Here is a 21,886-nt window from a genome sequence, read left to right as displayed (position 1 = left end):
CACCTCCGGCGACCGGCCGCCCCCCGGCGGCCGGTCGCCGGAGGTGTCATCAGTACAGCTTGGCGACGGCGGTGCGCGTCGTGTTCCTGAAGCCCTCCAGCGGTGCGCCGTCGAGTTCGCCCAGCTGTCCCCACTCGACGACGGTCACGGCCCTGCCGTCACGGCCCACGGAGTAGAGCCCGATGTCGGTGGAGCCGACCTCCGGGTAGGACGTGTCGATGCTGTAGACGTGCGCGCCCTCCTCGATGTCGACACGGCCCTGGTAGAACGCCTCCCCCTCCAGGCCGGGGTCCTGCTCCTTCAGCCGGTCGAGGCAGGTCTCCAGGGCGCTGCGCAGCTCGGCGGCGAGCGCCTTGGCCCGGGCGGTGGTGGTGGTGACCGTGATGGTCTGGCGGGCGCCGGTGTCCAGTTCGGTGCGGAAGTCCCGGTGGCGGGTGCCGGACGCCGGGGCGATGCCAGCGGTGCACACCGACCCTTCCGCGGGTACTCCCTGGCGTACGGGACCGGCCGTCCAGGGTGTGGTGGAAGCGGGCAGCTGGCCCGCGCTCAGGAACTTCGGCTGGACGGGAGCGGGGGCCGGCGCCGCGGCGGCGGGCACCTGGGCCAGTGCGGTGACGGCCAGGCCGGCGGCCGCGGCGGTGAGGACTGCGGTGCGAAGGGTGCGCATGGTGAGGTTTCCCCGTTTCGGAGGGTGCGGTCAGGTGGTCGTACGACGTCGCGCCGAGATGTGCGGAGCCCGCTGAGGGGGCCCTGCGACGGCGGTACGGGAACGAGCACCAGCCTGGGCCGCCGCGCCGGACGCCGACAAGCGCGACACGGGTTCCCGCCGGGCTGGAACCGTCCCACCCCTGGTGACGTGGGTGTTTTTGGGGGGCTGGAACGCCCTGGAACGGCTGCGGGGGAGGTCGAGCGTGTCGGGTGACGCCGAGGGGGCGGCGCGGGCGGCGCTGGCGGAACGGCTGAGCGCACTGCGGGAGCGGTCGGGCCGGACGTACGCGGCGCTGGCCCGTCGGATCGGGGTCAGCGGCTCGACGCTGCACCGGTACTGCACCGGGCGGACGGTGCCCGCGGAGTTCGCCCCCGTGGAGCGGCTGGCCCGCCTGTGCGGCGCACCGGCCGCGGAGCGGGAGGCACTTCACCGTCTGTGGATCCTGGCGGACCGCGAGCGCCTTGATCGCCAGGGGGCGGCGGAGGGGAAGGAGAAGGCTGAGGCGGAGCCGACGGTGGTCGTGCCGGTGGACGGACCGGCCGGGAAGACGGCGTCCTCCGGGCGGTGGCCTGCGCTGCCCCACCCCGCCGGAGCCGGGCCGTCCGGCAGGGCCGTGTCCGGGCCGGCCCCGACCGCGGCCCACGAGCCGTCCGGCCCCACCGGTCCTCGCCCGGGGGCGGCTTCCGTCGCCGAGGAGGTGGCCACGGTCGGCGGGACTCCCCGGAGGCCGGTGTCCCGGTCGCGTCGAGCCAGCCGGTACGGGCAGGGGCTCGGTGTCCTCGCCGCCGCGGTGCTCATTCTCGCTCTGGTCGCGGCCTGGGGAGGGGCGTCGCGCCCGGGCACGGACCGGCGCCCGTCGGTGGCCCAGCAGCCGGACGGGCCCGCGGCGAACAGCCCGCAACCCTCGCCTGCGGGCTCCCTCGCGCCCGCGAAGCCGCAGGACACGCCGAGCGGAACCCCGCGCCGAACGCCGTCCGGCGGCACCCGGACGGCGGCCGTGCCGCCCGACGTCGAACAGCGCGGGGAGACGCTCCCCCGGGCGTCCGGGGGCTCGCCGGGCCCGCAGGCCGGGCGTGTGCCGTTCACGTGGACCGCGGACGGCCACGTCTGGAAGAACGGCTGTGACCACTCCTACCTCGTCGACCGGGCGCCTGCCGCCGTCCCGCCGCCCCCGGTCGAGGCGGACGCGGCGTCCTGGGCCGGAGCGCTCGGCGCGGTGCACGCGGGCGAGGCCGGTGTCCGGATCACGTTGCAGGGCATGGACGAGCGGGCCGTGGTGCTGGAATCCCTGCGGATCCGCGTGGTCGAGCGTCGTTCGCCGGCGGAGGGCAGGGTCTACCGGATGAGCTCCGGCTGTGGCGGTGCCCTCACCCCACGGATGTTCGACGTGGATCTCGACGCGCCCGGGCCCGTCGCCCGCCCGGTCGCGGGCAACGACTCGGGCGTGCCCATCGAGGCGGTCGCCTTCCCGTACAGCGTCTCCGTCACCGATCCCGAGGTCCTCCTGGTCACGGGTCGCACGGTCGGATGCGACTGCGACTGGTTCGCGGAGCTGACCTGGAGCTCCGGCGGCAGGTCCGGCACGGTACGCGTCGACGACGGCGGGCGGCCGTTCCGTACGAGCGCGGTGCGGGGGCGGCCCGTGCTCGACTACGACACGGGCACCGGCCGCTGGGTGTCCGTGCCGGACACCGAGGCCGTGTCCTGAAGCAGCGGCGTCCGCGCGGAGGCGCCCGGGGGCGGACGCGCCCATCCTGGTGGGGCGGGCGGACTGCCCGGCGCGGATCCGCGCCGGCCGCTGACGCTTCTGGTGGAGGTGCCGATGGACCCGGTAAACGCCCTGCGGCGGATCGCCTTCCTGCTGGAACGCTCCCAGGCCGCCACGTATCGGGTGAAGGCCTTCCGTACGGCCGCGGCCGCCGTGGAGAAGATGGCCTCCGGGGAGGCGGCCGAGCGGGTGGCCGCGAACTCCCTGGAACGGGTTTCCGGGATCGGGCCGCGCACCGCCGAGGTGATCCGCGAGGCCCTGGCCGGGGAGACGCCCGGGTATCTGGAACGGCTGGAGGCGGAAGCCGCCGCCGAGCCGCCCGCCGAGGGGGGCGAGGATCTCTTCGCCCGGCTGACGGGCGACTGCCATCTGCACTCGGACTGGTCGGACGGGGGCAGCCCGATCGAGGAGATGGGCCGGACCGCCGCGGAGCTGGGGCACGCGTGGGCGGTCCTCACCGACCACTCGCCCCGGCTGACGGTGGCCCGCGGGCTGTCGCCGGAGCGGCTGCGGGAGCAGCTCGCGGTGGTGGCGCGGCTCAACGAGGTGTGGGCCCCGTTCCGGCTGCTGACGGGCATCGAGTGCGACATCCTCCCGGACGGCTCGCTCGACCAGGAGCCCGCGATGCTGGAGAGGCTCGATGTGGTCGTGGTCTCGGTCCACTCCAAGCTGCGGATGGACCCGGAGCCGATGACCCGTCGCCTGGAGACGGCGGTGCGCCACCCGCGGGCGCATGTGCTCGGCCACTGCACGGGACGCCTGCTGGCCGGGCGCGGCCGGCCGGAGTCGCGGTTCGACGCGGAGCGGGTCTTCGCGGCCTGCGCCGAGGCGGGGACGGCGGTGGAGATCAACTGCCGTCCGGAGCGGCGGGATCCGCCCCTGCGGCTGCTGCGCGCGGCCGTCGCGGCGGGGGCGCTGTTCGCGATCGACACCGACGCGCACGCCCCGGGGCAGCTCGCCTGGCAGCGGTCAGGGTGCGCCCGCGCCGAAAAGTGCGGGGTGCGGGCCGACCGAGTGGTGACGACCTGGAGTGCGGACCGGCTCCTGGACTGGGCCGGCTGACCCACCGACGGGCCCCGTGCGGGGCCGCCCGCCCCCGGAGATTCCGTAGATCTCCGGAGGCGGGCCGGCGTCGGCCGGGCTACTTCTCGGGGTAGACGTCCCCGGCCTCCATGGCGCTCTGCTGCTCGCTCCGGTCCCGGATCGTCCGGGACTTCTTCTCCAGCCGCTCGCGCTCGTGCGGGTCGCTCGCGCGCTCCGCGGCCTCCGCGAGCTGCTGGGCCTTCTCACGCATCTGCCGAGCCAGGTCGGCGGGTTCGTCCGAACCGCTCATCACCACTCCTTGGACGCTGGGGGACCTCTGGGGCGTGTCCGGCGCTGATCCGCCGGACACGCCCCAGCCCCAGCGAACCAGCGACCGGCCGCCTCCGCATCCCGCGCGGCCGCCGCTCTCGTGCCGGAATCGGGGTGTCGTGCCGGCGCGGGCGGTCAGGAGGGCTGCCGGCCGAGCCTCCGCAGGAGTGCGCGCAGCCTGGGGTGACGCGCGTGCGCCTCCGCCGAACGGCGGTTCAGCTCCTCGCCGAGGCGTTCGGTGCGCTCCTCGATGTCGAGCTCGGCCAGCACCCGGTCGATCTCCGCGAGCAGAGCACCGTGCAGCTGCCACTGGCGCGGGTGTTCCTGGACGTCCTCCAGCAGCAGATCGGCCACCCGGTCGCGGGTGGCGCGGCTGCGGACGAGCGCGTCGGCGAGCCCGTCCTCCGCCGCCTCCGCGTCGGCGGCGAGCTGGGTCGTGACCAGTACGGCGAAGCTCTCGATCGCGTCGGCGAGGTGGCCGAAGAGTTCCTGGAGCAGTTCCGTCACATCGGCCGGAAAGAGCGACTCCTCGGTGCGGGCCTTAGCCAGGTCGGTGAGGGTGCGGGACAGGACGCGCAGGACGACCGCGCAGATCTCCAGCGTGTCGAGCCCGGTGCGCAGGACGACCCGGTGGAGCAGCCCCTGCCTCACCCTGGGGTTGAGGGTGAGACTTTCCTCCGCCTGCCGCAGTGAGGCGTCGACCTCGACGATGTCGTGGTCGAGCCTGCGGGCCTCGTGGAGCCGGGCCGCGGCCCGGGACACGGGGTTGTGCCCCACGACCTCCTCCCCCATGCTGCGCAGCATCGTGCCCATCCGGGCGGCGAGCGACTCGATGGAGGAGCCGGCCGAGCCGACCCAGACGGGCGGGGCGAGGAGCAGGTTAAACAGGAGTCCCACGCCGGCGCCGATCAGGGTCTCCCACACCCGGTCCCACGCGGTGTCCGCGACCTGGGAGACGCCGAGGACCAGCATGGCGCTGATCGCCACCTCGGGCACGAACTCATTGACCCGGACCAGCCGCCCGATCAGCAGCGAGGTGAAGATCGTGAGGCCGAGGCTCCACCAGCTCAGCCCCACCAGAGAGCTGAAGGCGATGGCGATGAGCACACCGACGACCACCGAGTTCACCCTGCGGACGCCGGTGGTGAGGGTCGCGTAGAGGGTCACCTGGACGACCAGGAGTGCGGTGAGGGGTGCGGTCAGGGGCGCTGGTTCGGGCAGCGCCCACACGGCCACGGAGTAGGCGATGACGGCGGCCGCAGTCGAGCGCAGCGTCTGCACCCCGGCGGGTTCGGTGGTGCGCTGCACGAGTTTGACGACGGGGGCGGAGACTCGGGGCATTCCTTGACGGTGCCCCGATTACCGTCCCCGCAGCGCTTCCCCCCGTCATGCTCCGCCGTACGGCCCCGCAGCCGCACCGCGCGGACGGCGTGCGCGGGGGCTCGAACGGAGAGACCCTGGGTTCATGGCTGTTCTACTGAATCCCCCAGGAGAGACACCGCCGGCCGAGGGTTCCATCGGGGAGGCCCACGAAGAACGCCCGGACGGAGGGCTGTGGGAACACCCCGGCGTCTGGACCGCCCTGATCGTGACCGGCGCGCTCGTGGTCGCCGGATTCTTCCTCGCCCGGATCTTCGGTTACGGATGACGAGCCGCGAGGTGTCCGCCTCGGCGCGCCGGATCACCGACGCGCTGCTGGACGGGTACGGGCGGACGTATGCGGAGGAGGCGGGGATCCGGCTGCGTGACACTCCGCAGCCTCTCTACCAGCTTCTGGTACTGAGTCATCTGCTGAGCGCGCGGATCCGGGCGTCGGTCGCCGTGGCCGCCGCGCGGGCGTTGTTCGCGGACGGCATGCGCACCCCGCGCCGGATGGCCGACGCGACCTGGCAGCAGCGCGTGGACGCGTTGGGCGAGGGCGGCTACCGCCGCTACGACGAGCGGACCTCCACCCAGCTCGGGGAGGGCGCACAGCTCGTCCTCGATGTCTGGAAGGGCGACCTTCGCCGCCTCCGCGCGGAGGCGGACGGCGATGGAGAGGTGGTGCGTGCGGGGCTCCAGCGGGTCCAGGGGATCGGACCGGCCGGGGCCGACATCTTCGTGCGCGAGGTTCAGGACCTCTGGCCGGAGACCGGGTTCCGGGCCGGCGCGAAGGGCCGGCAAGGAGCCGAGAGGCTCGGTCTGCCCACCTCCCCCGGGACGCTGGCGGAGCTGGCGCACGGCCGGAGCCGGGCGGCGTTCGCCGCGGCGCTGGTCAGGGCGGCCCTCGACCCCGAGGTCGTCGAGACGGTCCGGGAGAACGCACAGGCCCCGAAGTGACCGACCCCGCCCGCTCCCGCACCTCCGTGTCCCCGGGCTACGGGGACATCCGCCGGCGACACGGGGTGCGGGAGCGGACTCGCGCGGGTGCCCGCTGCCATGCGTGACGGCACGGGCGCCCCCGCCTCTCTCAGCGGTCGGAGGCCGCCCGCGCTGCGCGTGCCAGGGCCTCCTCGCGGCGGGCCTCGGCCTGTTCCTTCCTGCCCTCGGCCTTCAAACGCTCGTCCTCGAGGGCGATGCCGTCCGATTCCTTGATCATGCCTTTGAGCCTCCGCGCCTTGGCGCGGGCTATGTCGGTGCTCTTTCCCACAGCTGCCTCCATGCCGCGAGGGAGATACGCGCTTCTCCCTCCACTATGCATACCCGCGCGGCGGAACGCAGGCCGCTACAGCAGTGGATCGTCGTCGTCCGGTCCACCGCCCTCGACCCGCAGCGCGAGGTCCTGGAGGACGTCCGCCGACGAGATGTCGGTCTGCCCGGAGTCGTGGACCTGGGCCAGCATCGTGAACGCGAGGGTGAAGGCGCTCACGAGCTGTTCGACCGCACCGCCGACCTCGCGCCCGACGACGGTGACCACCTCCTCCACGGAGAAGTCGTCGGGGATGGCGATGTGGGGCATCGTCTCGTTCAGCAGGGCGGTGACGGCGCCCGCTCCCGTGTCCAGATCTTCCCGTTCGAGGTCCGCCTCCAGCAGACGCTGCATTTCGCGCGCCTCTGTGAGGATGCCGATCACGCGCTTCACGACTTCCCGTTGCTCCATGGCCGCGAGCATAGGGCGTGCAACCCGGTCGCAACGTCCGGTCGAGTTGACTCGCGCCCGTTGTCGCGGCGTCACCGTAGCCGAGAAGGGGCAGGTCCATGGAGTGTGACCCGAAATCTCCCGCCGTCGAGCTGACACCGGCCGCGGCCGGTCTGCTGCGACGCTGCGGGGGGACCACGGCCCGTTGATGTCCCATCAGTCGGGCGGCTGCTGCGACGGCAGCGCGCCGATGTGCTGTCCGGCCGGTGAGTTCCGTACCGGGGGCGCCGATGTGCTGCTGGCGGACCTCGCCGTCGAGGGGATGCCCGGGAGCGTGCCCTTCTGGACGTCGCGGAGCCAGTACGCGGCGAGGTCCCACACCCGGCTGGTCGTGGACGTGGCGGAGGGCCGCGGCAGCGGGTTCTCGCTGGGAGCTCCGGGGGGTGGGGTTCCTCGTCCGGTCCCGTCTGGCGGACGGCTGAGCCACCACGTGCGGCAGCGCCCGCAACACACCGCGCCGCGCCCTATCCGCGCGGGGGAGGCTTCCTGTGCGAGCGGTTCTCCAGCATCGCCCGGCGGATCCGGGCCGCCGCGGCCCGGGCGTGCTCCGGCGTCGCGGTGTGGTCGGCGACCGAGGTGACGAAGCGGTGCAGCGGCTGCCGGCAGTGGGGACACGGGGTGTCGGTGGTGACGCGGTGGCCGTCCTCGCACTGCGGGTCGGAGCACGAGCCGGGCATCAGCAACTGTTCGGCGATGTCCTGGGCGCTCCAGCGGCGGCGGCCGTCCTCGTCCTTCTCGTTGAGGGCGTGGGCCCAGCGCAGGTTCCAGCGGCGTTCGATGCGTTCGCGGAGGAGACCCGCGCTGCGGTTCGCCAGCTCCTGGTGGATCAGGTCGTGGACGGTGCTCGGCACCCGGCCGCCGAGCGCCTGGAGGAGCTGCTGCGGCAACGCCTGGAGGACGTAGCCGCGCGGGTTGCTCTTGGCGTTCTCCCGCCAGCGGTCGCAGAAACAGGTTCCGTCGGGCCGTTTCGGGGCGTGGCAGCGGCCGCACAGGCCGCGGCACTCGGCGCACAGTCCGCCGTCGAGCCCGTCCAGGTGGGGCGCGGGGGCCCGGCCACAGGACTGGCAGCAGGCCGCGCACGGCCCGCAGAGCCGCTCGTTTCCCGCCTTCGTCGTCCAGATCCGCATCTGGCACCGGCAGCACAGGCCGGTGTTGCAGTACTCGTGGTGGGCGGCTCCCGAGTGCCGGCCGGAGGGCGGAAAAGACATCTGCCCATTGTGCGGGATGTCCGGGACCGGCATGGACCGGCCGCCGGCACGGGCCGGACCGGCCGCGGGTTCCGCGCCGGGGGGGGTGGCCCGGGTCAGGGGTGGAGGCCGCTGACCAGGTCGGCGGTGGCCCCGACGCCGTCGTGGATGGTCGGCGCCATGCTCGTACCGGCCAGGAAGAATCCCAGCAGGACGCAGACCAGTGCGTGCGAGACCTTCAGTCCGCCGCTGCGCAGGAAGATCACTGCCAGGATCAGCATGAGCAGGACCACCGAGATCGAAACGGCCATGGCCAACCTCCTCCGCCGCGCCGGATCTGCGGCATTCGGCCGCCAGTGTGGCGCAGCGGAGAGGCTGTTCGGCGCACTGGCGTGTCGGCCGAACGGGTACTTCCCGGCCGGGAGGCGTTACGAGGTCGAAACGCCGTTGCCACGGGTGCGGAGGAATCGTTCGAGTCCGGCCAGGTCGTCGGTGTTGAGGTGGTCGACCCCGGCGGCGAGCAGTTCGGACCAGACCGCCTCGCGTGCGGGTCCGGGCAGGTCGGGTGTGGCCCAGAAGCGGATGCGGCGGCCTTCCCGGTGGGCGGTGGCGACGAGGGCGCGGAGCCGGTCGCGCTCGGTCCGGGGGAAGGGGCCGGCGCCGAGCCAGCCGAAGGTCTGGGTCCAGTTGGCGCTGACGAGCGGGGCGAAGGAGGCGGGGGCCGCGGTGCCGAGGTCGTCGAGGCGGCCGTCGTAGAACGCGTATCGGGTGCGCTGCGCCTCCATGGGGACGCGGGCGGCGCGGTCGCCGGAGATCACCGGGGTGACCGCGCCGGGGTGGACGCGGCCGTGGCTGTAGCGGGTGAGGATCCGGTGGTGGCGGCGCAGTTGCCGGTCCAGTTCGCGGTAGGCGGCTGCGCCGTCGGCCTTGATGTCGATGAGGAGTTGCAACGGGGCGCGGTGGTGTGGGTGGACGCTGCCGTGCCCCGCGCGGACGAGGGCGGCGAGCGGTTCCAGGTAGAGCGAGGCGAGGGTGCGGGTGGGGTCGAGCGTGGCGGGCTCATGGGCCACGAGCAGGTCGCCGCCGACGAGGAAGACGTCCGCCTCGACGCTGGTGAACCCGTGGGCGAGGGCGTCGTGCAGCGGCCGGGGGTGCAGGTAGTCGTTGTGCGCGTGGGCGTGGCGCAACGGGCGCGGGCCGCGCGGGCGGGCGGGTGCGGCGACCGCCGTCACGGTGGGGGCGGCGACGGCCACGGCGGCGGTGGCGAGGGCGACCGTGAGCGCGCGGCGGCGGGTGGGGTGGGCCATGAGGACTCCCTGAGCGGCGGACGGACGGGGGACGGTCGCGTCGAGTATGGAGTCGCGACCTCGCCGCTGGGCAGGTACCTGCCAAGAGTTGGCTGGACCGTCGCCCGCCGGTCGGCCGGGCCGCATCGGTTGTTCGCCGGGCGCGACGGTCCACAGTCCGTGGGCCGTGGACCTGTGGGCCGTGGCGCACGCCGTTCCTCGTGCTCCGTTGCTCATGCGCCGTGAGCTGCTCGCCGTACGTCGTTCGCGTGGCGCGCTCGGGCGACAGCCGCCGGTCAGCCGACCGCGACGCGCTCGCTCCCGGCGGGCCGCTCGCCCCAGCGGACCGTACGGTCGCACCAGCGCTCCAGCAGCACCCGGTCGTGGCCGACCGCGAGCAGGGCCGTCCCGGTCGCGGAGCGGTAGCGCTCCACCACGGCTACCAGGGCGGCCGTCGTGGACGCGTCGAGCATCGCGGTCATCTCGTCGCAGATCAGCAGCCGGGGCTCCAGCACCAGGGCCCGTGCCAGGCAGGCCCGCTGGAGCTGGCCGTCGCTCACCGCGTGGGGGCGGCGCTCCAGCAGCTCCTCGGAGAGACCGACCAGCGGGGCCAGTTCGGCCACCCGCGCGGGGACGTCCCGGCGGCGCCCGGTGGACCGCAGCGGCTGGGCGATCAGTTCGCGCAGGCTGAGCCGGGGGTCGGCGGAGAGCCGGGGCTGCTGGAAGACGACGCCGACGGCCGTGCGCTGCTCGCGCGGGGCCCGGTGCCGCCAGCCGCGTACGACCGTGCCGTCGAGGGTCATGGTTCCGGCGTCCGGGGGGTGCAGGAGGGCGGCGACCTTGGCCAGGGTGGACTTGCCGCAGCCACTGGGGCCCAGCAGCCCGACCGCCTCGCCCGCCGCGACGTGCAGGGAGACATCGCGGACGACGGGGTCGCGGCGGTCGTATCCGGCGGTGATCCGGGTCAGCTCAAGCATCGGCGGCCTCCTTGAGGGGGTGCGTCCGGCCGGGCCGTGCGTGGTGGCAGGCCAGGTCCGCCGCGAAGGCCGGGCGTTCGTCGGTGCAGCGGGCGTCCGCGTGCGCGCAGCGGGCGGCGAAGGCGCAGCCGTCGGGCAGCGCCCCCAGCTCCGGGGGCATCCCGGGGATCGGAGCGAACTCCCGCTCGGGCAAGGCGTCCAGCAAGCCCCGGGCGTACGGGTGGCGGGGGCCGGGTGCGCCGAAGAAGGGGCCCGCTTCGGCGATCTCGACGATCCGGCCCGCGTACATCACGGCGACCCGGTCCGCGATCCGCATCGCGGCGGCCAGGTCGTGAGTGATGATCAGCAGCGCCCTGCCCGCGTCGGTGTGGCGGCGCAGTTCGTCGACGGTCCGCTCGACGAGATCCCGGTCGAGCCCGGTGGTCGGTTCGTCGGCGAGCAGCAGCGGGGCGTCGCCGACCAGGGCGAGGGCGGTCGCGGCGCGCTGGGCGAGGCCGCCGGATAGCTCGTGCGGGTAGCGGTCGAGGTGGTCCGCGGGGAACGAGGCGCGGTCGGCCGCCGCCAGGGCGGCCTTCGGCAGCTCGCTCCCCCGCACCCCGGTCAGCTCGCGCAGGCTCTCCTCCAACTGGGCCCGGACGGTGCGCACGGGCGTGAGGTGGGCGGCGGGACTCTGCGGTACGAGGCCGATGCGCCGTCCCCGTACGGTGCGGGCGAGGGTGCGCTCGTCGGCGGTCAGCAGGTCCGTGTCCCCGCCGAGCACCGCGCTGCCGGTGGTCGCCGCGTTGGCGGGCAGCAGCCCGAGCAGGGCCGAGGCCAGGACCGACTTGCCGCAGCCGCTCTCGCCGACCAGGGCCAGGCACTCCCCCGGCGCGACGGAGAAGCGGGCGTCGGTGACGGCCGCGATGTCCCGGCCGCCGCGCATCCGGAAGCGGACGGAGAGGTTCTCGACCGCGAGGACGGGGGGCCCGGCGGATTCAGGGGCGCGGGTCACAGCATCAGCTCCGATTTCCGGCGCGGGTTGATCCGGTCGCGCCAGGCCCCGGCGAGCCCCGCGAGCGCGAGGGTCGGGATGATCAGGAAGAGGCCGGGGAAGAGGGTGGGCCACCAGTCCCCCGCGAGGAGGGATCCGCGCGCGGACTGGACGAGGTTGCCGAGACTCGCCTGATGGGCCGGGAGCCCCAGCCCGAGGAAGGACAGCGCCGACTCGTGCCACATCGCGTGCGGCACCATCAGGACCGCCGCCAGGCCGGCCTGCGGGAGCACGCCGGGGAGCAGGTGCCGCACGATGACCCGGGTGCGGGAGGCGCCGCCGGAGACGGCCGCGTCGATGAAGGGGCGCGAGCGCAGCGAGAGCACCTCCGAGCGGACGATCCGGGCGGTGGACAGCCAGTGCGTCAGGGCGACCGAGATGATCACCGGCCAGACGCCGGGCCGGAACATCGCGACGATGAAGATGCCGAGGAGCAGGTGCGGCACGGAGGACAGGGCGTCGACGACCCGCATGACGACCCGGTCCGTCCAGCCGCCGAACGCCCCGGCGAGGGCGCCGATAGCGGTGCCGATGACGGTGGCGGTGAGGGCCGCGACCAGGCCGACGAGCAGCGATACGCGCAGGCCGTAGACGCAGCGCAGCAGGAGGTCGCGGCCGACGTCGTCGGTGCCGAACGGGTGGGCCCAGGACGGCGGGTCGAGCTTGTTGGCCAGGTCGACGGCCTGCTGGTCGAGCTGGGCCAGCGGCGGCACGACGAGGACGGCGAGCGCGACGGCGATGACGATCGTGGCCGAGGTGACGATCCGGACGCGGCGGGTGGCGCGGCCGGGGAGGGTGAGCGCGGTCTCAGCCATCGAAGGCCACCCGGGGGTCGGCGAGTCCGTAGAGGAGGTCGGAGAGCAGGTTGCCGAGCAGTACGGCGGCGGTGGCGAGCACCGTGAGCGCGGCGAGCAGGGAGAAGTCCACCGAGGTGGCGGCCTCCACCGTGGCGGCGGCGATGCCGGGCCAGCTGAACACCGTCTCCACGAGCAGTGCGCCGGTGATGAGTTCGGGGACGCGGGAGCCGATCAGGGTGAGCATCGGCAGCATCCCGGAGCGCAGGGCATGGCCGAGGAGCACGGTGCGCTCGCTCAGGCCCCGCGCGCGGGCGCCGCGGACCGGGTCCTCGGCCAGCGCGTCAGCGACCCCTTGGCGTACGTAGAGGAAGAACCACGGCAGCTGGGAGACGCCGAGGACGGCGGCGGGCAGCACCAGGTGGGAGGCGACCTGGCCGAAGGTGACGACGTCGCTGCCGGCGTCGGTGAGTCCGCCGGCCGGGAGGACGTCCAGCTTGAGGGCGAAGAACCAGATGGCGAGCAGTCCGAGCCAGAAGGCGGGGGCGGCCTCCAGGGTGTACGCGGCGGAGCTGACGCACCGGTCGAGCCAGCCGCCGGGCCTGCGGGCGGCGAGGACGCCGAGGCCGGTGCCGAGCAGGATCGCGACGAGGAAGGCGGTGGCGGCGAGCAGGACGGACCAGCCCATGCGCTCGGTGATGACGTCGGCGACCGGCTGGCGCATCACGCTGGAGTCCCCGAGGTCGCCCCGGAGCGCCGAGGCCAGCCAGTCCCACCAGCGGGCGACGAGCGGCTGGTCGACGCCGAGGTTGGCCCGCAGCTGGTCGAGGTTCTCCTGCGAGGCGGTGAGGCCGGCGGTGCCCGCGTAGGCCTTGACCGGGTCGAACGGGGACGCGGCGGCGACGGCGAAGACGCCGAAGGTGACGACGCCGAGGACGGGGACGGCGAACAGGACCCGCCGTCCCGCCATCCGCGCCATCGGCCCCCAGGGGAGGCTTCGGCTCACTTCTTCGAGCCTCCGGAACCCTCGGTGGACCACTTCTCCACGTTCCACCAGGGGCCGGAGGCCAGCCCGTGGTCGTGCGGCTCGACCTGGGTGGTGAGGGGGCCGAAGCGGTCGTCGACGACGTAGAGGTGGTCGATGTGGGTGAGGAAGGTGTAGCCCGGGTTCTTCACCAGTTCGCGCTGGACGGTGTCGTACGCCTTCTTGCGCTCGGCCTTGTCACCGCTCCGGCGGCCCGCCTCGATCGCGGCGTCGACGGCCTCGTTGTCGTACCAGGCCATGTTGTTGAAGCCGTCGCCGGCGAGGGAGGACTTCAGCAGGGTGTACTGGTCGAAGTCGGGGTCGGCGGGCGAGCCGCCGCCCGCGAGCACGGCGTCGTGCTTCATCCGGGGCTCGATGACCTCCCAGGTGCCGGCCTCGGCGGTGATGGCGATGCCGGCCTTCTTGGCGTCGGAGGCATAGGCGAGGGCGTGCTCCTGGCGGAGCTTGTCGCCGGTGAGGTACCAGAGCGGGAAGGCGGCGCGGACGCCGTCCTTGACCCGGACGCCGTCCTTGCCGGGCTTCCATCCGGCCTCGTCCAGGATCCTCTTCGCGGCGGCGAGGTCGTGGGGGCGCTCGGTGCCCTCGGCGAACCACTCGCTGTCGGTGGGGACGGGCCCGTAGGCGGGCTTGCCCTCGCCGTTGAGGATGGCGTCGACCATGGTCTCGCGGTCGACGGCGATGTCGAGGGCGCGGCGCACGGCGGTGTCGCCGGTGACCTTGTTGTGGGTCGGGAGGGTCACCGTGCGGTAGTCGTAGGTGGTCGCGGCGACCGTCTTCTTGCTCTTGTCGTCCGCGAAGCCCTTGGCGAGGTTGGGCGGCAGGATCGCGCCGTCGAGGTCGCCGGAGCGCAGCCGGGTGGCGCGCACGTCGTCGTCCTTGATGATCGCCATGGTGAACTTCTTCACCTCCGGTTCGCCGCCCCAGTAGTGGGGGTTGGCGGCGAAGCTGATCTTCTCGCCCTTGGACCACTTCGTGAGGACGTAGGGCCCGGTGCCGATGGGGCGGGTGGTGAAGGCCCCTGTGTTGACATCCTGCTCGCCCGCGATGTGCTGGGGGGCGATGGGCAGGACGGTGCGCTGGGCGAACGGCGCGTAGGGGTACTTCAGCGTGAAGACGACCGTGTCCTCGCCCTTCGCCGTGACGTCCTTGACGGCGTCGAGCTCGGTGCGGGAGGCGTTGTTGGTCTTCTCGTCGAGGATGGTGCGGTAGGTGAAGACGACGTCCTTGGCCCCGAACGGCTTCCCGTCGCTGAACTTCACGCCCTGGCGCAGCTTGTACGTGTACGTCAGGCCGTCGGCGCTGACCTCGGGAAGTCCGACGGCGAGGGCGGGGCGGAGCTTCATGTCCGCGTCCAGGGCGAGCAGTCCGTCGAAGATCTTGGAGTTGCCGTCCTTGCCGTAGCCGAGGAGCGGGCTCAGGCTGTCGGGTTCGTAGGCGATGCCGACGACGGCCGAGGTCGACCCCGATCCGGAACCGCTCTTGGCGGTGTCCGGGTTCGAGCAGGCGGCTGCTGTCAGGGACAGTGCGGTCGCCATCGTCGCGGCGAGCGCCACCCGTATCGATCGGGCCGTCATAGTCTGCACATCCCTGTTCAAGATCGGCTGTTATTGCGAACAGTGTGCAATTAAACATCACATAAAAGGCCCTGGTACAGCCCGCCTCGACAGACGAGACGGGTGCACCAGGGCCGATGCCGCCGAGGCCACCCCCTAGGGAGCCGGAAGTTCCGCCAGTTCCGCGACGGTCCGACGGTGACGGCCCGCCGTGCCGTACGCGATCGAGTCGGCCTTGGCGCGCTTCAGGTACAGGTGGGCGGGGTGTTCCCAGGTCATGCCGATCCCGCCGTGCAGCTGTACGCATTCCTCGGCGGCGTGGACCGCGACGCCGGAGCAGTACGCCTGGGCCACCGCGACCGCGAGCGGGGCGTCGGGGCTGCCGGTGGCGAGGGCGTCGGCGGCGTTGCGGGCGGCGGCGCGCGCCGAGACGACCTCCAGCCAGAGCTGCGCCATGCGGTGCTTGAGCGACTGGAACGAGCCCACGGGCCGGTTGAACTGGTGGCGGTCCCGGGTGTACCGGACGGTCTCGGTCAGACACCACTCCGCGAGGCCGAGCTGTTCGGAGGCGAGCAGTCCGGCCCCGGCGAGCAGTCCGCGCCGTACGGCGGTGGCGCTCGCGTCCGCGTTCGCCAGCAGGGCCCCGGCGGCCCCGGTCAGAGTGACGGCGGCCAGCGGCCGGGTCAGGTCGAGCGGGACGAGCGGCTGCACGGCGACGCCGGGGCCGGCCGTCTCGACGGCGTACAGACCCTCGGCGGTCGGCACCAGCAGCACATCGGCCACCGCCGCGTCGGCGACACCGCGTACCGTCCCGTCCCGTGAGGTGAGTGCCGCGGCCGCCCCGCCGGGCGGGGTCGCGAAGGGCACCGCGAGCACGGCCGTACGGGCGCCGGAGGCCAGCTCGCCCAGGAGCCCGGCGGCCGGACCACCCTCGGCGCCCAGTGCGAGCAGCGTCTCGGTGGCCACGACGGAGCTGGTCAGGTACGGGGCGGGGGCCACCGCCCGGCCGAGCTCTTCCAGGACCACGGCGGCCTCGCGGTGGGAGGCGCCCTGGCCGCCGAGCTTCTCGGGCACGAGGAGTCCCGCCGCGCCGATGCCGGTGGCCAGCGAGGACCAGAGCCGCTGGTCGTACGGCGTGTCGGACTCGGTCGCCGCGATCACCGTCGGCGCGGCGGCCCGGTCGGCGAGGAGGGCGCGCACGGCGGACCGCAGGTCCTCCTCGTCCCTTGAGTAGAGCAGGTCAGGGGTGGCGGGGGGCTGGGCGGGCGCGGTCATCGGCTCAGGTCCTTCCAGGCGACGTCCTTGTCGTTGCGGGGTTCGGAGGGCAGGCCGAGGACGCGCTCGGCCACGATGTTCAGCAGGACCTCACTGGTGCCGCCCTCGATGGAGTTGCCCTTGGAGCGCAGATAGCGGTAGCCGGCGTCCCGTCCGGTGAAGTCGACGAGCTCCGGGCGGCTCATGGTCCAGTCGCCGTACAACAGTCCTTCGTCGCCGAGCAGTTCGACCTCCAGGCCGCTGATCTCCTGGTTGAGCCGGGCGAAGGCGAGCTTCATTCCCGAGCCCTCGGGGCCCGGCTGTCCGGCGACGAGCTGCTGGCGCAGCCGCTCACCGGTGAGCCGGGCGACCTCGGCCTCCACCCAGAGGGTCAGCAGCCGCTCGTGGGTGTCGGGGGTGCGCAGCTCGGGGCGCTCGCGCCAGGTCCTGGCGACCGGGCCGATCATGCCGCCCTCACGGGGGACGCGGGAGCCGCCGATGGAGACGCGCTCGTTCATCAGGGTGGTCTGGGCGACCTTCCAGCCCTCGCCGACGGGGCCGAGGCGGTGGCTGTCGGGGATGCGTACGCCGGTGAGGAAGACCTCGTTGAACTCGGCCTCGCCGGTGATCTGGCGCAGCGGCCGCACCTCGACGCCGGGGTCGGTCATGTCGCAGACGAAGTAGCTGATACCGCGGTGCTTGGGCAGGTCCGGGTCGGTACGGGCGATGAGGATCGCCCAGCGGGCCAGGTGGGCGCTGGACGTCCAGACCTTCTGGCCGTCGACGATCCAGTCGCCGGTCCCGTCCTGGACGGCCCGGGTGGCCAGAGCCGCGAGGTCGGATCCGGCGCCGGGTTCGCTGAACAGCTGGCACCAGACCTCCTCCCCCACCCACAGCGGGCGCAGGAAGCGGCGCTTCTGCTCGTCGGTGCCGAAGCCGAGGATGGTGGGCGCGGCCATGCCGAGGCCGATGCCGATGCGGCGCGGGTCGTTGTCGGGCGCGTCGGCGGCGGCGAGTTCGGTGTCGACGGCCTGCTGGAGGGAGCGGGGTGCGTCGAGTCCGCCGAGGCCCACCGGGTAGTGGACCCAGGCCAGGCCGGCGTCGAAGCGGGCCTTCAGGAAGTCGGTGCGGTCGGTGGTGGCGGGCGGGTGCGCGGCGAGCAGTTCGCGGGTGCGGCGGCGGACCTCGGCGGCGTCGACGGCGGGGCTCATCGGGCTCCTCCTGGCAGGACGACGATGCGGCCGGTGCTGGTGCCGTCGGCGACGCGCTGGACGGCGTCGGCCGCTCCCGCCATCGCGACGCGCTCGCTGACGAGGGGTTTGACGGTGCCCTGCTCGGCGAGCTTGGTCAGTTCGTCGTGGCAGGCGCGGACGGCGGCCGGGTCCTTGGTGTTGTACAGGCCCCAGTGCAGGCCGACGACGGAGTAGTTCTTCACCAGGGCGTGGTTGAGGCCCGGGGCGGGGATGACGCCGCTGGCGAAGCCGACGACGAGGATGCGCCCCTCGAAGGCGACGCACTTGGCGGACTTGGCGTACGCGTCGCCGCCGACCGGGTCGTAGACGACGTCCGCGCCACGCCCGCCGGTGGCTTCCTTCACGGCGGCGACGATGTCCTCGCTCCGCCGGTCGATGACCAGGTCGCAGCCGAGCTCGCGGGCGACGGCCGCCTTCTCCGGGCCGCCGACGACGCCGATGACCTTCGCGCCCGCCGCCCGGCCGAGCTGGACGGCGGCGCTGCCGACGCCCCCGGCCGCCGCGTGGACGAGGAGGGTCTCACCGGGCTGGAGGCGGGCGCGGCGGTGCAGGCCGAACCAGCCGGTCTGGTAGCCGATGTGCAGGGCGGCCGCCTCGGCGTCGTCCAGCGCGTCGGGGGCGGGCAGCAGGGCCGCCTCGTCCGCGACCACGTAGTCGGCGAACCCGCCGTGGGGCAGGGCGGGGGTGGCGAGGACCCGTCGCCCGTCCCCGGTGGTGCCGCACACCTCGACGCCCGGGGTGAACGGCAGCGGCGGCCGCACCTGGTACTGCCCCCGGCAGAGCAGGGCGTCGGGGAAGTTGACGTTCGCCGCGCGGACCTCGACGAGCACCTGCCCGTCGCCGGGCGTGGGCCGGTCTGTCTCCTCCAGCCGCATCACCTCGCCCGGCTCGCCGTTCCGGTGCACTCGCCATGCCTGCATGAGGGGCCTCCACAACGCTGTCGGCGTCAACCGCTGCCGCGGTCGGCATTACCACTGCTGCGCCGCATACTAAGCGGTCGCTTGCCGATCTGGGAACACCCCCGCCCCGGGGTCCGGAGGCTCCTGGCCTCAGGCTCGCTTGGGCTTCGCCCGCACGTGCATGCGCTCGCCCTGCGGACCGAAGAGGCTGAGGAACTCCACCGTCTCGTCCTCCGCCGGGCCGAACCAGTGCGGCAGCCGGGTGTCGAACTCGGCTGCCTCGCCCGGCTCAAGCACCAGATCGTGTTCGGCGAGCAGCAGCCGCAGCTTCCCGGAGAGCACGAACAGCCACTCGTACCCCTCGTGCGTGCGCTGTTCCGGAGGGCCGCCGCTGCCGGGCTCCTGGATCAGCTTGTACGCCTGGAGGCCGCCCGGCCGGGCGGTCAGCGGCAGCATGGTCCGGCCGTGCTGCACGATCGGCTTGGCCCGCACGCGCGGATCGCCGACGGGCGCTGCGCCCACCAGATCGTCGAGCGGGACCTCGTGGGCGCGGGCGATCGGCAGCATCAGTTCGAGGCTGGGGCGGCGGCCGCCGGACTCCAGCCGGGAGAGCGTGGAGACGGATATGCCGGTGGCGGCCGAGAGCGCGGCGAGAGTGACCCCGCGGTCCTTGCGCAGCCGACGCAGGCGGGGGCCGACGCCGGAGAGGACGGATTCCAGTTCCGGGTCGTCCCGGTCGTGTTCCTTCATCCGGCCATTGCAGGATCGGCAAGCCGGTTTGTCAATACGGTCAGTGCGCGAAGACCTCGAAGGTGACCGCGGGCCGGCCGCCGAACCGCTCGGCCGCTTCCCTCGCCATGCCCTCCAGAAAGGTCCGGCAGTAGCGCTCCGGGTCCTCCTGGGTCAGCGCCTCGATGTAGGTGCGGTGCTCCAGCAGCGACCGGACCGAGCGTTCGAGACCGGCCGTCGCGTCGACCGCGTGGGTGGGCCGGTCGGTACCCGCCACGGCCGTCCAGCGCACCCCGTCCCACGGCTGGAGTCCACGCTCGCCGAGTTCCGGGAAGATCCAGCGGTTGCCCGCGTCGGCGACGGCGTCCAGGGCGGCGCGCCCGACCGCGCGGTGGTCGGGGGTGTTCCAGGCGACCCCGCCCCAGGTGTCCCGGTGGTTGAGGGTGACCACCAGTTCGGGGCGGTGCCTGCGGATGGCCGCGGCGATGTCGCGGCGCAGCCCGACGCCGTACTCGATCACACCGTCGCGATGGTCCAGGAACTCCACGGTCCGCACGCCGACGACGGCGGCGCTCGCCCGTTGCTCCCGCTCGCGCACCGGCGCGCACTCCTCGGGCGGCAGCGTGTCGATCCCGGCCTCGCCGCGGCTGGCGAGGAGGTAGACGACCTCACGGCCGCCGTCGGTCCACTCCGCCACGGCGGCGGCCGCTCCGTACTCCAGGTCGTCGGGGTGGGCGACCACCGCCAGTGCGCGCTGCCAGTCGACGGGCATGGGTTCGAGTCGCTGCGACGTCATACCGGCAGGCTACCCACGTACCGTCCGTACCGTCGGCACGGCGGGCTTCCCGGCTCCGGCGCCGGGCGTGCGAGGCTGGGGGCCGGTGACGGTCATCGCGAACACGGCCGCCCGGCCCGTCCGGGCGGGGTGCGGGGGCACCTCCGCGCCCCGCCGCTCCGGCGAACGAAAGGAACCCGCTCGTGCCCAGCTCCGCATCCCTCTCCCCCGCCCAGGCCGCAGCCCGTCTGGAGGAGTTCACCGTCATCGACGTGCGGGCTCCGGGCGAGTACGCCGCCGGACACGTCCCCGGCGCCCTGAACATCCCGCTCGACAAGCTGCCGGACGCGCTGCCCGCGCTCAAGTCCGCCTCCGCGCGCGGTTCGCTGCTGGTGGTGTGCGCTTCCGGGGTCCGCTCCACGCGGGCCTGCGAGATCCTCGCGGGAGCGGACATCGAGGCCGTGACGCTGACCGGCGGCACGTCGGCCTGGGAGGGCGACGGCCGCGGCCTGGACCGCCCCGAGGGCGCGCGCACCACCTGGCCCATGGAGCGTCAGGTGCGGCTCGCGGCGGGCTCGCTGGTGGTGGCGGGGCTGGTGGCGGGCATCCGCTTCCCCGCGGCGCGCTGGCTGTCCGCGGGCGTCGGCGCGGGCCTGGTGTACTCGGCGCTCAGCAACACGTGCGGGATGGCCGCGGTCCTCTCGAAGCTGCCGCACAACCGGTCCCCGCGTGCCGTCGGCGACCTGGACGCCACGCTGGAGGAGCTCCAGCGCTGATCCGACGGGGCCGGCCGGTCCACGACCGGCCCCGGGGCGGGCACGCGGGGTCCGGGGCCGGTCAGGCCTCGTCGCGGACCAGCGCGAGCAGCCGGTCCAGGACGCGGGGTCCGCCCGCGCGCACGCCGTCGTGCTCGTACTCGTCCGTCACCCAGGTCCGCAGCCCCCGGATCGCCGCCGCCGTGCGCAGCGCGTCCGCGGTGTCGACGTACATGTCGTCGTGGTAGACGGCCGCGGCGACCGGGACTCCGTTGGCGGCGAGCCGCTCGGGGTCGTACAGCACGGGCCAGTCGGTGCGCTGCGCGAGGAGTTCGGCGGTCTCGCGCAGCGGGCGCAGGGCCGGGTCGACCTCGAAGTGCCAGGGGTGGATGGTCTCGCCGGTGAAGAGGACCGGGCCGTCGCCCGCCAGCGCCGTCGCCGCGTCGAACTGCGGGAACTCGGCGCGGACCCGCTCGGCGGCCCAGGCGGTGGGGCGCTCGCCCTGCCCGTAGATGGCCTCGTGGAGCAGGGCGTACAGCGGGTGCCCGGCAAAGGAGGCGGCCGCGCGCATGGCCTCCTGGAAGGCATCGGAGAGTTCGGTGCCGCCCGGGGTACGGACGAACGCGTTCTCCAGCAGGTAGTGGAGCTGGTGGCTGCCGCTGCCCGAGCCGAGCATGATGCCGAGCGACTGGAAGCCCTCGGGCGTCAGCCGGTGCCCGGCGCTCTCGGGCCGGTGCTCGGAGAGGTACGCGGTGATCGCGCGGGCGCGCTCGACGTCCTGGGGGTAGCGGGCGTAGTGGGCGGCGACCTTGCGTTCGATGCGGGGGTAGGCGGCCCGGTAGACGTCGTCCGCGTGGGCGTCCAGCGAGGGCAGTCCGCCGGTGATCAGGACCGCCGCGAGGCCCTCGGAGGCCGAGGAGAGATAGCGGACGGCACAGAAGCCGCCGAAGGACTGGCCGAGGACCGTCCAGGGCGCTCCGCCGGTGAGCCGCTGCCGGATCAGCTCGCAGTCGCGGACGATGGAGTCGGAGCGGAAGTGGGCGAGGTAGTCGGCCTGTTCGCGCGGGCCGCCGCGCAGCGGGAGGGTCTGCCGGTTGGCCGGGGTGGACAGCCCCGTGCCACGCTGGTCGAGGAGGAGTACCCGGAACTCGCGCAGGGCGCGGCCGAGCCAGGCCTCCGTGCCGACGAACCTGCGCGCGCCGAAGCCGGGGCCGCCCTCCAGGTAGACCAGCCAGGGCAGCTCCTCGCCGGCCCGGGAGGTGGCGACCGCCTCCCGGCCGTAGACCTCGATCTGCTCGCCGCCGGGGTCGCTGTGGTCCAGGGGCACGGTGAAACGCCGGTCGGTGAGGACGACGCCGGGCTGCCGGTAGCTGATCACGGGAACTCCTGAATCCGGGGTGC

General features: G+C 73.8%; 24 protein-coding genes and 1 pseudogene. 6 read left to right on the top strand and 19 right to left on the bottom strand.

Going from position 1 to position 21,886, the window contains the following annotated elements; translation table 11 throughout:
- Window positions 1-49: 49 nt before the first annotated feature.
- Window positions 50-667, bottom strand: a complete 618-nt coding sequence (locus tag ACH4RG_RS21115; RefSeq protein ID WP_397927335.1) for a hypothetical protein — start codon at window positions 665-667, stop codon at window positions 50-52.
- A gap of 244 nt (window positions 668-911) precedes the next feature.
- Between ACH4RG_RS21115 and ACH4RG_RS21110 the strand changes: the two genes are divergently transcribed.
- Together ACH4RG_RS21110 and ACH4RG_RS21105 are read left to right on the top strand one after the other, a co-directional pair.
- Window positions 912-2,417, top strand: coding sequence for a helix-turn-helix domain-containing protein (locus tag ACH4RG_RS21110; protein WP_397917894.1), 1,506 nt, complete (start codon window positions 912-914; stop codon window positions 2,415-2,417).
- A 114-nt stretch (window positions 2,418-2,531) separates the two neighbouring features.
- Window positions 2,532-3,539, top strand: coding sequence for a PHP domain-containing protein (locus ACH4RG_RS21105; RefSeq protein WP_398162603.1), 1,008 nt, complete (start codon window positions 2,532-2,534; stop codon window positions 3,537-3,539).
- A 79-nt stretch (window positions 3,540-3,618) separates the two neighbouring features.
- Here the strand turns inward: ACH4RG_RS21105 and ACH4RG_RS21100 are convergent, their stop codons facing one another.
- The gene (locus ACH4RG_RS21100; RefSeq protein ID WP_069757189.1) at window positions 3,619-3,810 is read right to left on the bottom strand and encodes a DUF6381 family protein; all 192 of its coding nucleotides are present in this window, start codon (window positions 3,808-3,810) and stop codon (window positions 3,619-3,621) included.
- Between the two features lie 155 nt (window positions 3,811-3,965).
- A complete protein-coding gene (locus ACH4RG_RS21095) occupies window positions 3,966-5,171 on the bottom strand; it encodes an aromatic acid exporter family protein (RefSeq protein ID WP_397927332.1) in 1,206 nt (401 codons plus the stop codon).
- A 124-nt stretch (window positions 5,172-5,295) separates the two neighbouring features.
- On the opposite strand from ACH4RG_RS21095, the gene ACH4RG_RS21090 reads away from it, so the two are divergent.
- Together ACH4RG_RS21090 and ACH4RG_RS21085 are read left to right on the top strand one after the other, a co-directional pair.
- Window positions 5,296-5,478: a DUF6480 family protein gene (locus ACH4RG_RS21090; RefSeq protein ID WP_397917891.1), complete on the top strand. Its 183-nt coding sequence runs from the start codon at window positions 5,296-5,298 to the stop codon at window positions 5,476-5,478.
- Window positions 5,475-6,149: an endonuclease gene (locus tag ACH4RG_RS21085; protein WP_397917890.1), complete on the top strand. Its 675-nt coding sequence runs from the start codon at window positions 5,475-5,477 to the stop codon at window positions 6,147-6,149. The genes ACH4RG_RS21090 and ACH4RG_RS21085 overlap by 4 nt, the downstream gene beginning before the upstream one ends.
- Before the next feature lie 130 nt (window positions 6,150-6,279).
- Here the strand turns inward: ACH4RG_RS21085 and ACH4RG_RS21080 are convergent, their stop codons facing one another.
- Window positions 6,280-6,459: a hypothetical protein gene (locus tag ACH4RG_RS21080; protein ID WP_397917889.1), complete on the bottom strand. Its 180-nt coding sequence runs from the start codon at window positions 6,457-6,459 to the stop codon at window positions 6,280-6,282.
- A 75-nt stretch (window positions 6,460-6,534) separates the two neighbouring features.
- A complete protein-coding gene (locus tag ACH4RG_RS21075; RefSeq protein WP_397927331.1) occupies window positions 6,535-6,921 on the bottom strand; it encodes a hypothetical protein in 387 nt (128 codons plus the stop codon).
- A gap of 86 nt (window positions 6,922-7,007) precedes the next feature.
- Between ACH4RG_RS21075 and ACH4RG_RS21070 the strand changes: the two are divergent.
- A pseudogene (locus tag ACH4RG_RS21070) lies at window positions 7,008-7,370 on the top strand (DUF779 domain-containing protein).
- Between the two features lie 42 nt (window positions 7,371-7,412).
- Here ACH4RG_RS21070 and ACH4RG_RS21065 read toward each other — a convergent pair.
- The 13 genes from ACH4RG_RS21065 to ACH4RG_RS21005 form a co-directional block, all read right to left on the bottom strand.
- Window positions 7,413-8,156: a hypothetical protein gene (locus ACH4RG_RS21065; protein WP_397917887.1), complete on the bottom strand. Its 744-nt coding sequence runs from the start codon at window positions 8,154-8,156 to the stop codon at window positions 7,413-7,415.
- A gap of 95 nt (window positions 8,157-8,251) precedes the next feature.
- Complete coding sequence (locus ACH4RG_RS21060) at window positions 8,252-8,446, bottom strand: hypothetical protein (protein ID WP_397917886.1); 195 nt, start codon at window positions 8,444-8,446, stop codon at window positions 8,252-8,254.
- A 117-nt stretch (window positions 8,447-8,563) separates the two neighbouring features.
- Window positions 8,564-9,442 carry a phosphatidylinositol-specific phospholipase C/glycerophosphodiester phosphodiesterase family protein gene (locus tag ACH4RG_RS21055; RefSeq protein ID WP_398162605.1) on the bottom strand — a complete coding sequence of 293 codons (879 nt, stop codon included), beginning with the start codon at window positions 9,440-9,442 and terminating at the stop codon, window positions 8,564-8,566.
- A 275-nt stretch (window positions 9,443-9,717) separates the two neighbouring features.
- Window positions 9,718-10,398 carry an ABC transporter ATP-binding protein gene (locus tag ACH4RG_RS21050; protein WP_397917884.1) on the bottom strand — a complete coding sequence of 227 codons (681 nt, stop codon included), beginning with the start codon at window positions 10,396-10,398 and terminating at the stop codon, window positions 9,718-9,720.
- The gene (locus tag ACH4RG_RS21045) at window positions 10,391-11,320 is read right to left on the bottom strand and encodes an ABC transporter ATP-binding protein (protein WP_397927440.1); all 930 of its coding nucleotides are present in this window, start codon (window positions 11,318-11,320) and stop codon (window positions 10,391-10,393) included. Before ACH4RG_RS21045 ends, ACH4RG_RS21050 begins: the two co-directional genes overlap by 8 nt.
- Before the next feature lie 65 nt (window positions 11,321-11,385).
- Window positions 11,386-12,243, bottom strand: coding sequence for an ABC transporter permease (locus ACH4RG_RS21040; RefSeq protein ID WP_397835975.1), 858 nt, complete (start codon window positions 12,241-12,243; stop codon window positions 11,386-11,388).
- A complete protein-coding gene (locus ACH4RG_RS21035) occupies window positions 12,236-13,201 on the bottom strand; it encodes an ABC transporter permease (protein ID WP_398540034.1) in 966 nt (321 codons plus the stop codon). The genes ACH4RG_RS21040 and ACH4RG_RS21035 overlap by 8 nt, the downstream gene beginning before the upstream one ends.
- 23 nt (window positions 13,202-13,224) lie before the next feature.
- Window positions 13,225-14,841 (bottom strand): ABC transporter substrate-binding protein, encoded by a 1,617-nt coding sequence (locus tag ACH4RG_RS21030; RefSeq protein ID WP_398539960.1) that lies wholly within the window; start codon window positions 14,839-14,841, stop codon window positions 13,225-13,227.
- Window positions 14,842-14,976: 135 nt separating this feature from the next.
- Entirely contained in the window at window positions 14,977-16,095 is a 1,119-nt protein-coding gene (locus ACH4RG_RS21025) for an acyl-CoA dehydrogenase family protein (RefSeq protein WP_397917882.1), read from the bottom strand.
- Window positions 16,092-17,285: an acyl-CoA dehydrogenase family protein gene (locus ACH4RG_RS21020; RefSeq protein ID WP_398539959.1), complete on the bottom strand. Its 1,194-nt coding sequence runs from the start codon at window positions 17,283-17,285 to the stop codon at window positions 16,092-16,094. The genes ACH4RG_RS21025 and ACH4RG_RS21020 overlap by 4 nt, the downstream gene beginning before the upstream one ends.
- The gene (locus tag ACH4RG_RS21015) at window positions 17,282-18,247 is read right to left on the bottom strand and encodes an NADPH:quinone oxidoreductase family protein (protein ID WP_398539958.1); all 966 of its coding nucleotides are present in this window, start codon (window positions 18,245-18,247) and stop codon (window positions 17,282-17,284) included. Before ACH4RG_RS21015 ends, ACH4RG_RS21020 begins: the two co-directional genes overlap by 4 nt.
- Window positions 18,248-18,376: 129 nt before the next feature.
- Entirely contained in the window at window positions 18,377-18,976 is a 600-nt protein-coding gene (locus ACH4RG_RS21010) for a helix-turn-helix domain-containing protein (RefSeq protein WP_003964368.1), read from the bottom strand.
- 40 nt (window positions 18,977-19,016) lie between these two features.
- Window positions 19,017-19,751 carry a PIG-L deacetylase family protein gene (locus tag ACH4RG_RS21005; RefSeq protein ID WP_397917879.1) on the bottom strand — a complete coding sequence of 245 codons (735 nt, stop codon included), beginning with the start codon at window positions 19,749-19,751 and terminating at the stop codon, window positions 19,017-19,019.
- Window positions 19,752-19,933: 182 nt separating this feature from the next.
- Here ACH4RG_RS21005 and ACH4RG_RS21000 point away from each other — a divergent pair, with 182 nt between their 5' ends.
- A complete protein-coding gene (locus tag ACH4RG_RS21000) occupies window positions 19,934-20,506 on the top strand; it encodes a rhodanese-like domain-containing protein (protein ID WP_397927328.1) in 573 nt (190 codons plus the stop codon).
- Window positions 20,507-20,567: 61 nt separating this feature from the next.
- Here ACH4RG_RS21000 and ACH4RG_RS20995 read toward each other — a convergent pair whose 3' ends face one another.
- Window positions 20,568-21,863, bottom strand: a complete 1,296-nt coding sequence (locus tag ACH4RG_RS20995) for an alpha/beta fold hydrolase (protein WP_397917877.1) — start codon at window positions 21,861-21,863, stop codon at window positions 20,568-20,570.
- Between the last annotated feature and the right edge of the window lie 23 nt (window positions 21,864-21,886).

Source organism: Streptomyces sp. NPDC021019, from assembly GCF_044333295.1.
In the GTDB taxonomy this organism is placed as follows: domain Bacteria; phylum Actinomycetota; class Actinomycetes; order Streptomycetales; family Streptomycetaceae; genus Streptomyces.
The sequence above is the reverse complement of the archived record's forward strand: the minus strand, read 5'-3'. Positions and strand labels throughout refer to the sequence as shown.

What these genes read in the sequence shown, in the direction of transcription:
- ACH4RG_RS21015 (WP_398539958.1), bottom strand. Translation starts at nt 18,247, where the DNA reads ATGCAGGCATGGCGAGTGCACCGGAACGGCGAGCCGGGCGAGGTGATG.
- ACH4RG_RS21075 (WP_397927331.1), bottom strand. Translation starts at nt 6,921, where the DNA reads ATGCTCGCGGCCATGGAGCAACGGGAAGTCGTGAAGCGCGTGATCGGC.
- ACH4RG_RS21055 (WP_398162605.1), bottom strand. Translation starts at nt 9,442, where the DNA reads ATGGCCCACCCCACCCGCCGCCGCGCGCTCACGGTCGCCCTCGCCACC.
- ACH4RG_RS21100 (WP_069757189.1), bottom strand. Translation starts at nt 3,810, where the DNA reads ATGAGCGGTTCGGACGAACCCGCCGACCTGGCTCGGCAGATGCGTGAG.
- ACH4RG_RS21105 (WP_398162603.1), top strand. Translation starts at nt 2,532, where the DNA reads ATGGACCCGGTAAACGCCCTGCGGCGGATCGCCTTCCTGCTGGAACGC.
- ACH4RG_RS21045 (WP_397927440.1), bottom strand. Translation starts at nt 11,320, where the DNA reads ATGCGCGGCGGCCGGGACATCGCGGCCGTCACCGACGCCCGCTTCTCC.
- ACH4RG_RS21020 (WP_398539959.1), bottom strand. Translation starts at nt 17,285, where the DNA reads ATGAGCCCCGCCGTCGACGCCGCCGAGGTCCGCCGCCGCACCCGCGAA.
- ACH4RG_RS21010 (WP_003964368.1), bottom strand. Translation starts at nt 18,976, where the DNA reads ATGAAGGAACACGACCGGGACGACCCGGAACTGGAATCCGTCCTCTCC.
- ACH4RG_RS21095 (WP_397927332.1), bottom strand. Translation starts at nt 5,171, where the DNA reads ATGCCCCGAGTCTCCGCCCCCGTCGTCAAACTCGTGCAGCGCACCACC.
- ACH4RG_RS21030 (WP_398539960.1), bottom strand. Translation starts at nt 14,841, where the DNA reads ATGACGGCCCGATCGATACGGGTGGCGCTCGCCGCGACGATGGCGACC.
- ACH4RG_RS21050 (WP_397917884.1), bottom strand. Translation starts at nt 10,398, where the DNA reads ATGCTTGAGCTGACCCGGATCACCGCCGGATACGACCGCCGCGACCCC.
- ACH4RG_RS21025 (WP_397917882.1), bottom strand. Translation starts at nt 16,095, where the DNA reads ATGACCGCGCCCGCCCAGCCCCCCGCCACCCCTGACCTGCTCTACTCA.
- ACH4RG_RS21065 (WP_397917887.1), bottom strand. Translation starts at nt 8,156, where the DNA reads ATGTCTTTTCCGCCCTCCGGCCGGCACTCGGGAGCCGCCCACCACGAG.
- ACH4RG_RS21035 (WP_398540034.1), bottom strand. Translation starts at nt 13,201, where the DNA reads ATGGCGCGGATGGCGGGACGGCGGGTCCTGTTCGCCGTCCCCGTCCTC.
- ACH4RG_RS21115 (WP_397927335.1), bottom strand. Translation starts at nt 667, where the DNA reads ATGCGCACCCTTCGCACCGCAGTCCTCACCGCCGCGGCCGCCGGCCTG.
- ACH4RG_RS21040 (WP_397835975.1), bottom strand. Translation starts at nt 12,243, where the DNA reads ATGGCTGAGACCGCGCTCACCCTCCCCGGCCGCGCCACCCGCCGCGTC.
- ACH4RG_RS21085 (WP_397917890.1), top strand. Translation starts at nt 5,475, where the DNA reads ATGACGAGCCGCGAGGTGTCCGCCTCGGCGCGCCGGATCACCGACGCG.
- ACH4RG_RS21060 (WP_397917886.1), bottom strand. Translation starts at nt 8,446, where the DNA reads ATGGCCGTTTCGATCTCGGTGGTCCTGCTCATGCTGATCCTGGCAGTG.
- ACH4RG_RS21005 (WP_397917879.1), bottom strand. Translation starts at nt 19,751, where the DNA reads ATGACGTCGCAGCGACTCGAACCCATGCCCGTCGACTGGCAGCGCGCA.
- ACH4RG_RS21090 (WP_397917891.1), top strand. Translation starts at nt 5,296, where the DNA reads ATGGCTGTTCTACTGAATCCCCCAGGAGAGACACCGCCGGCCGAGGGT.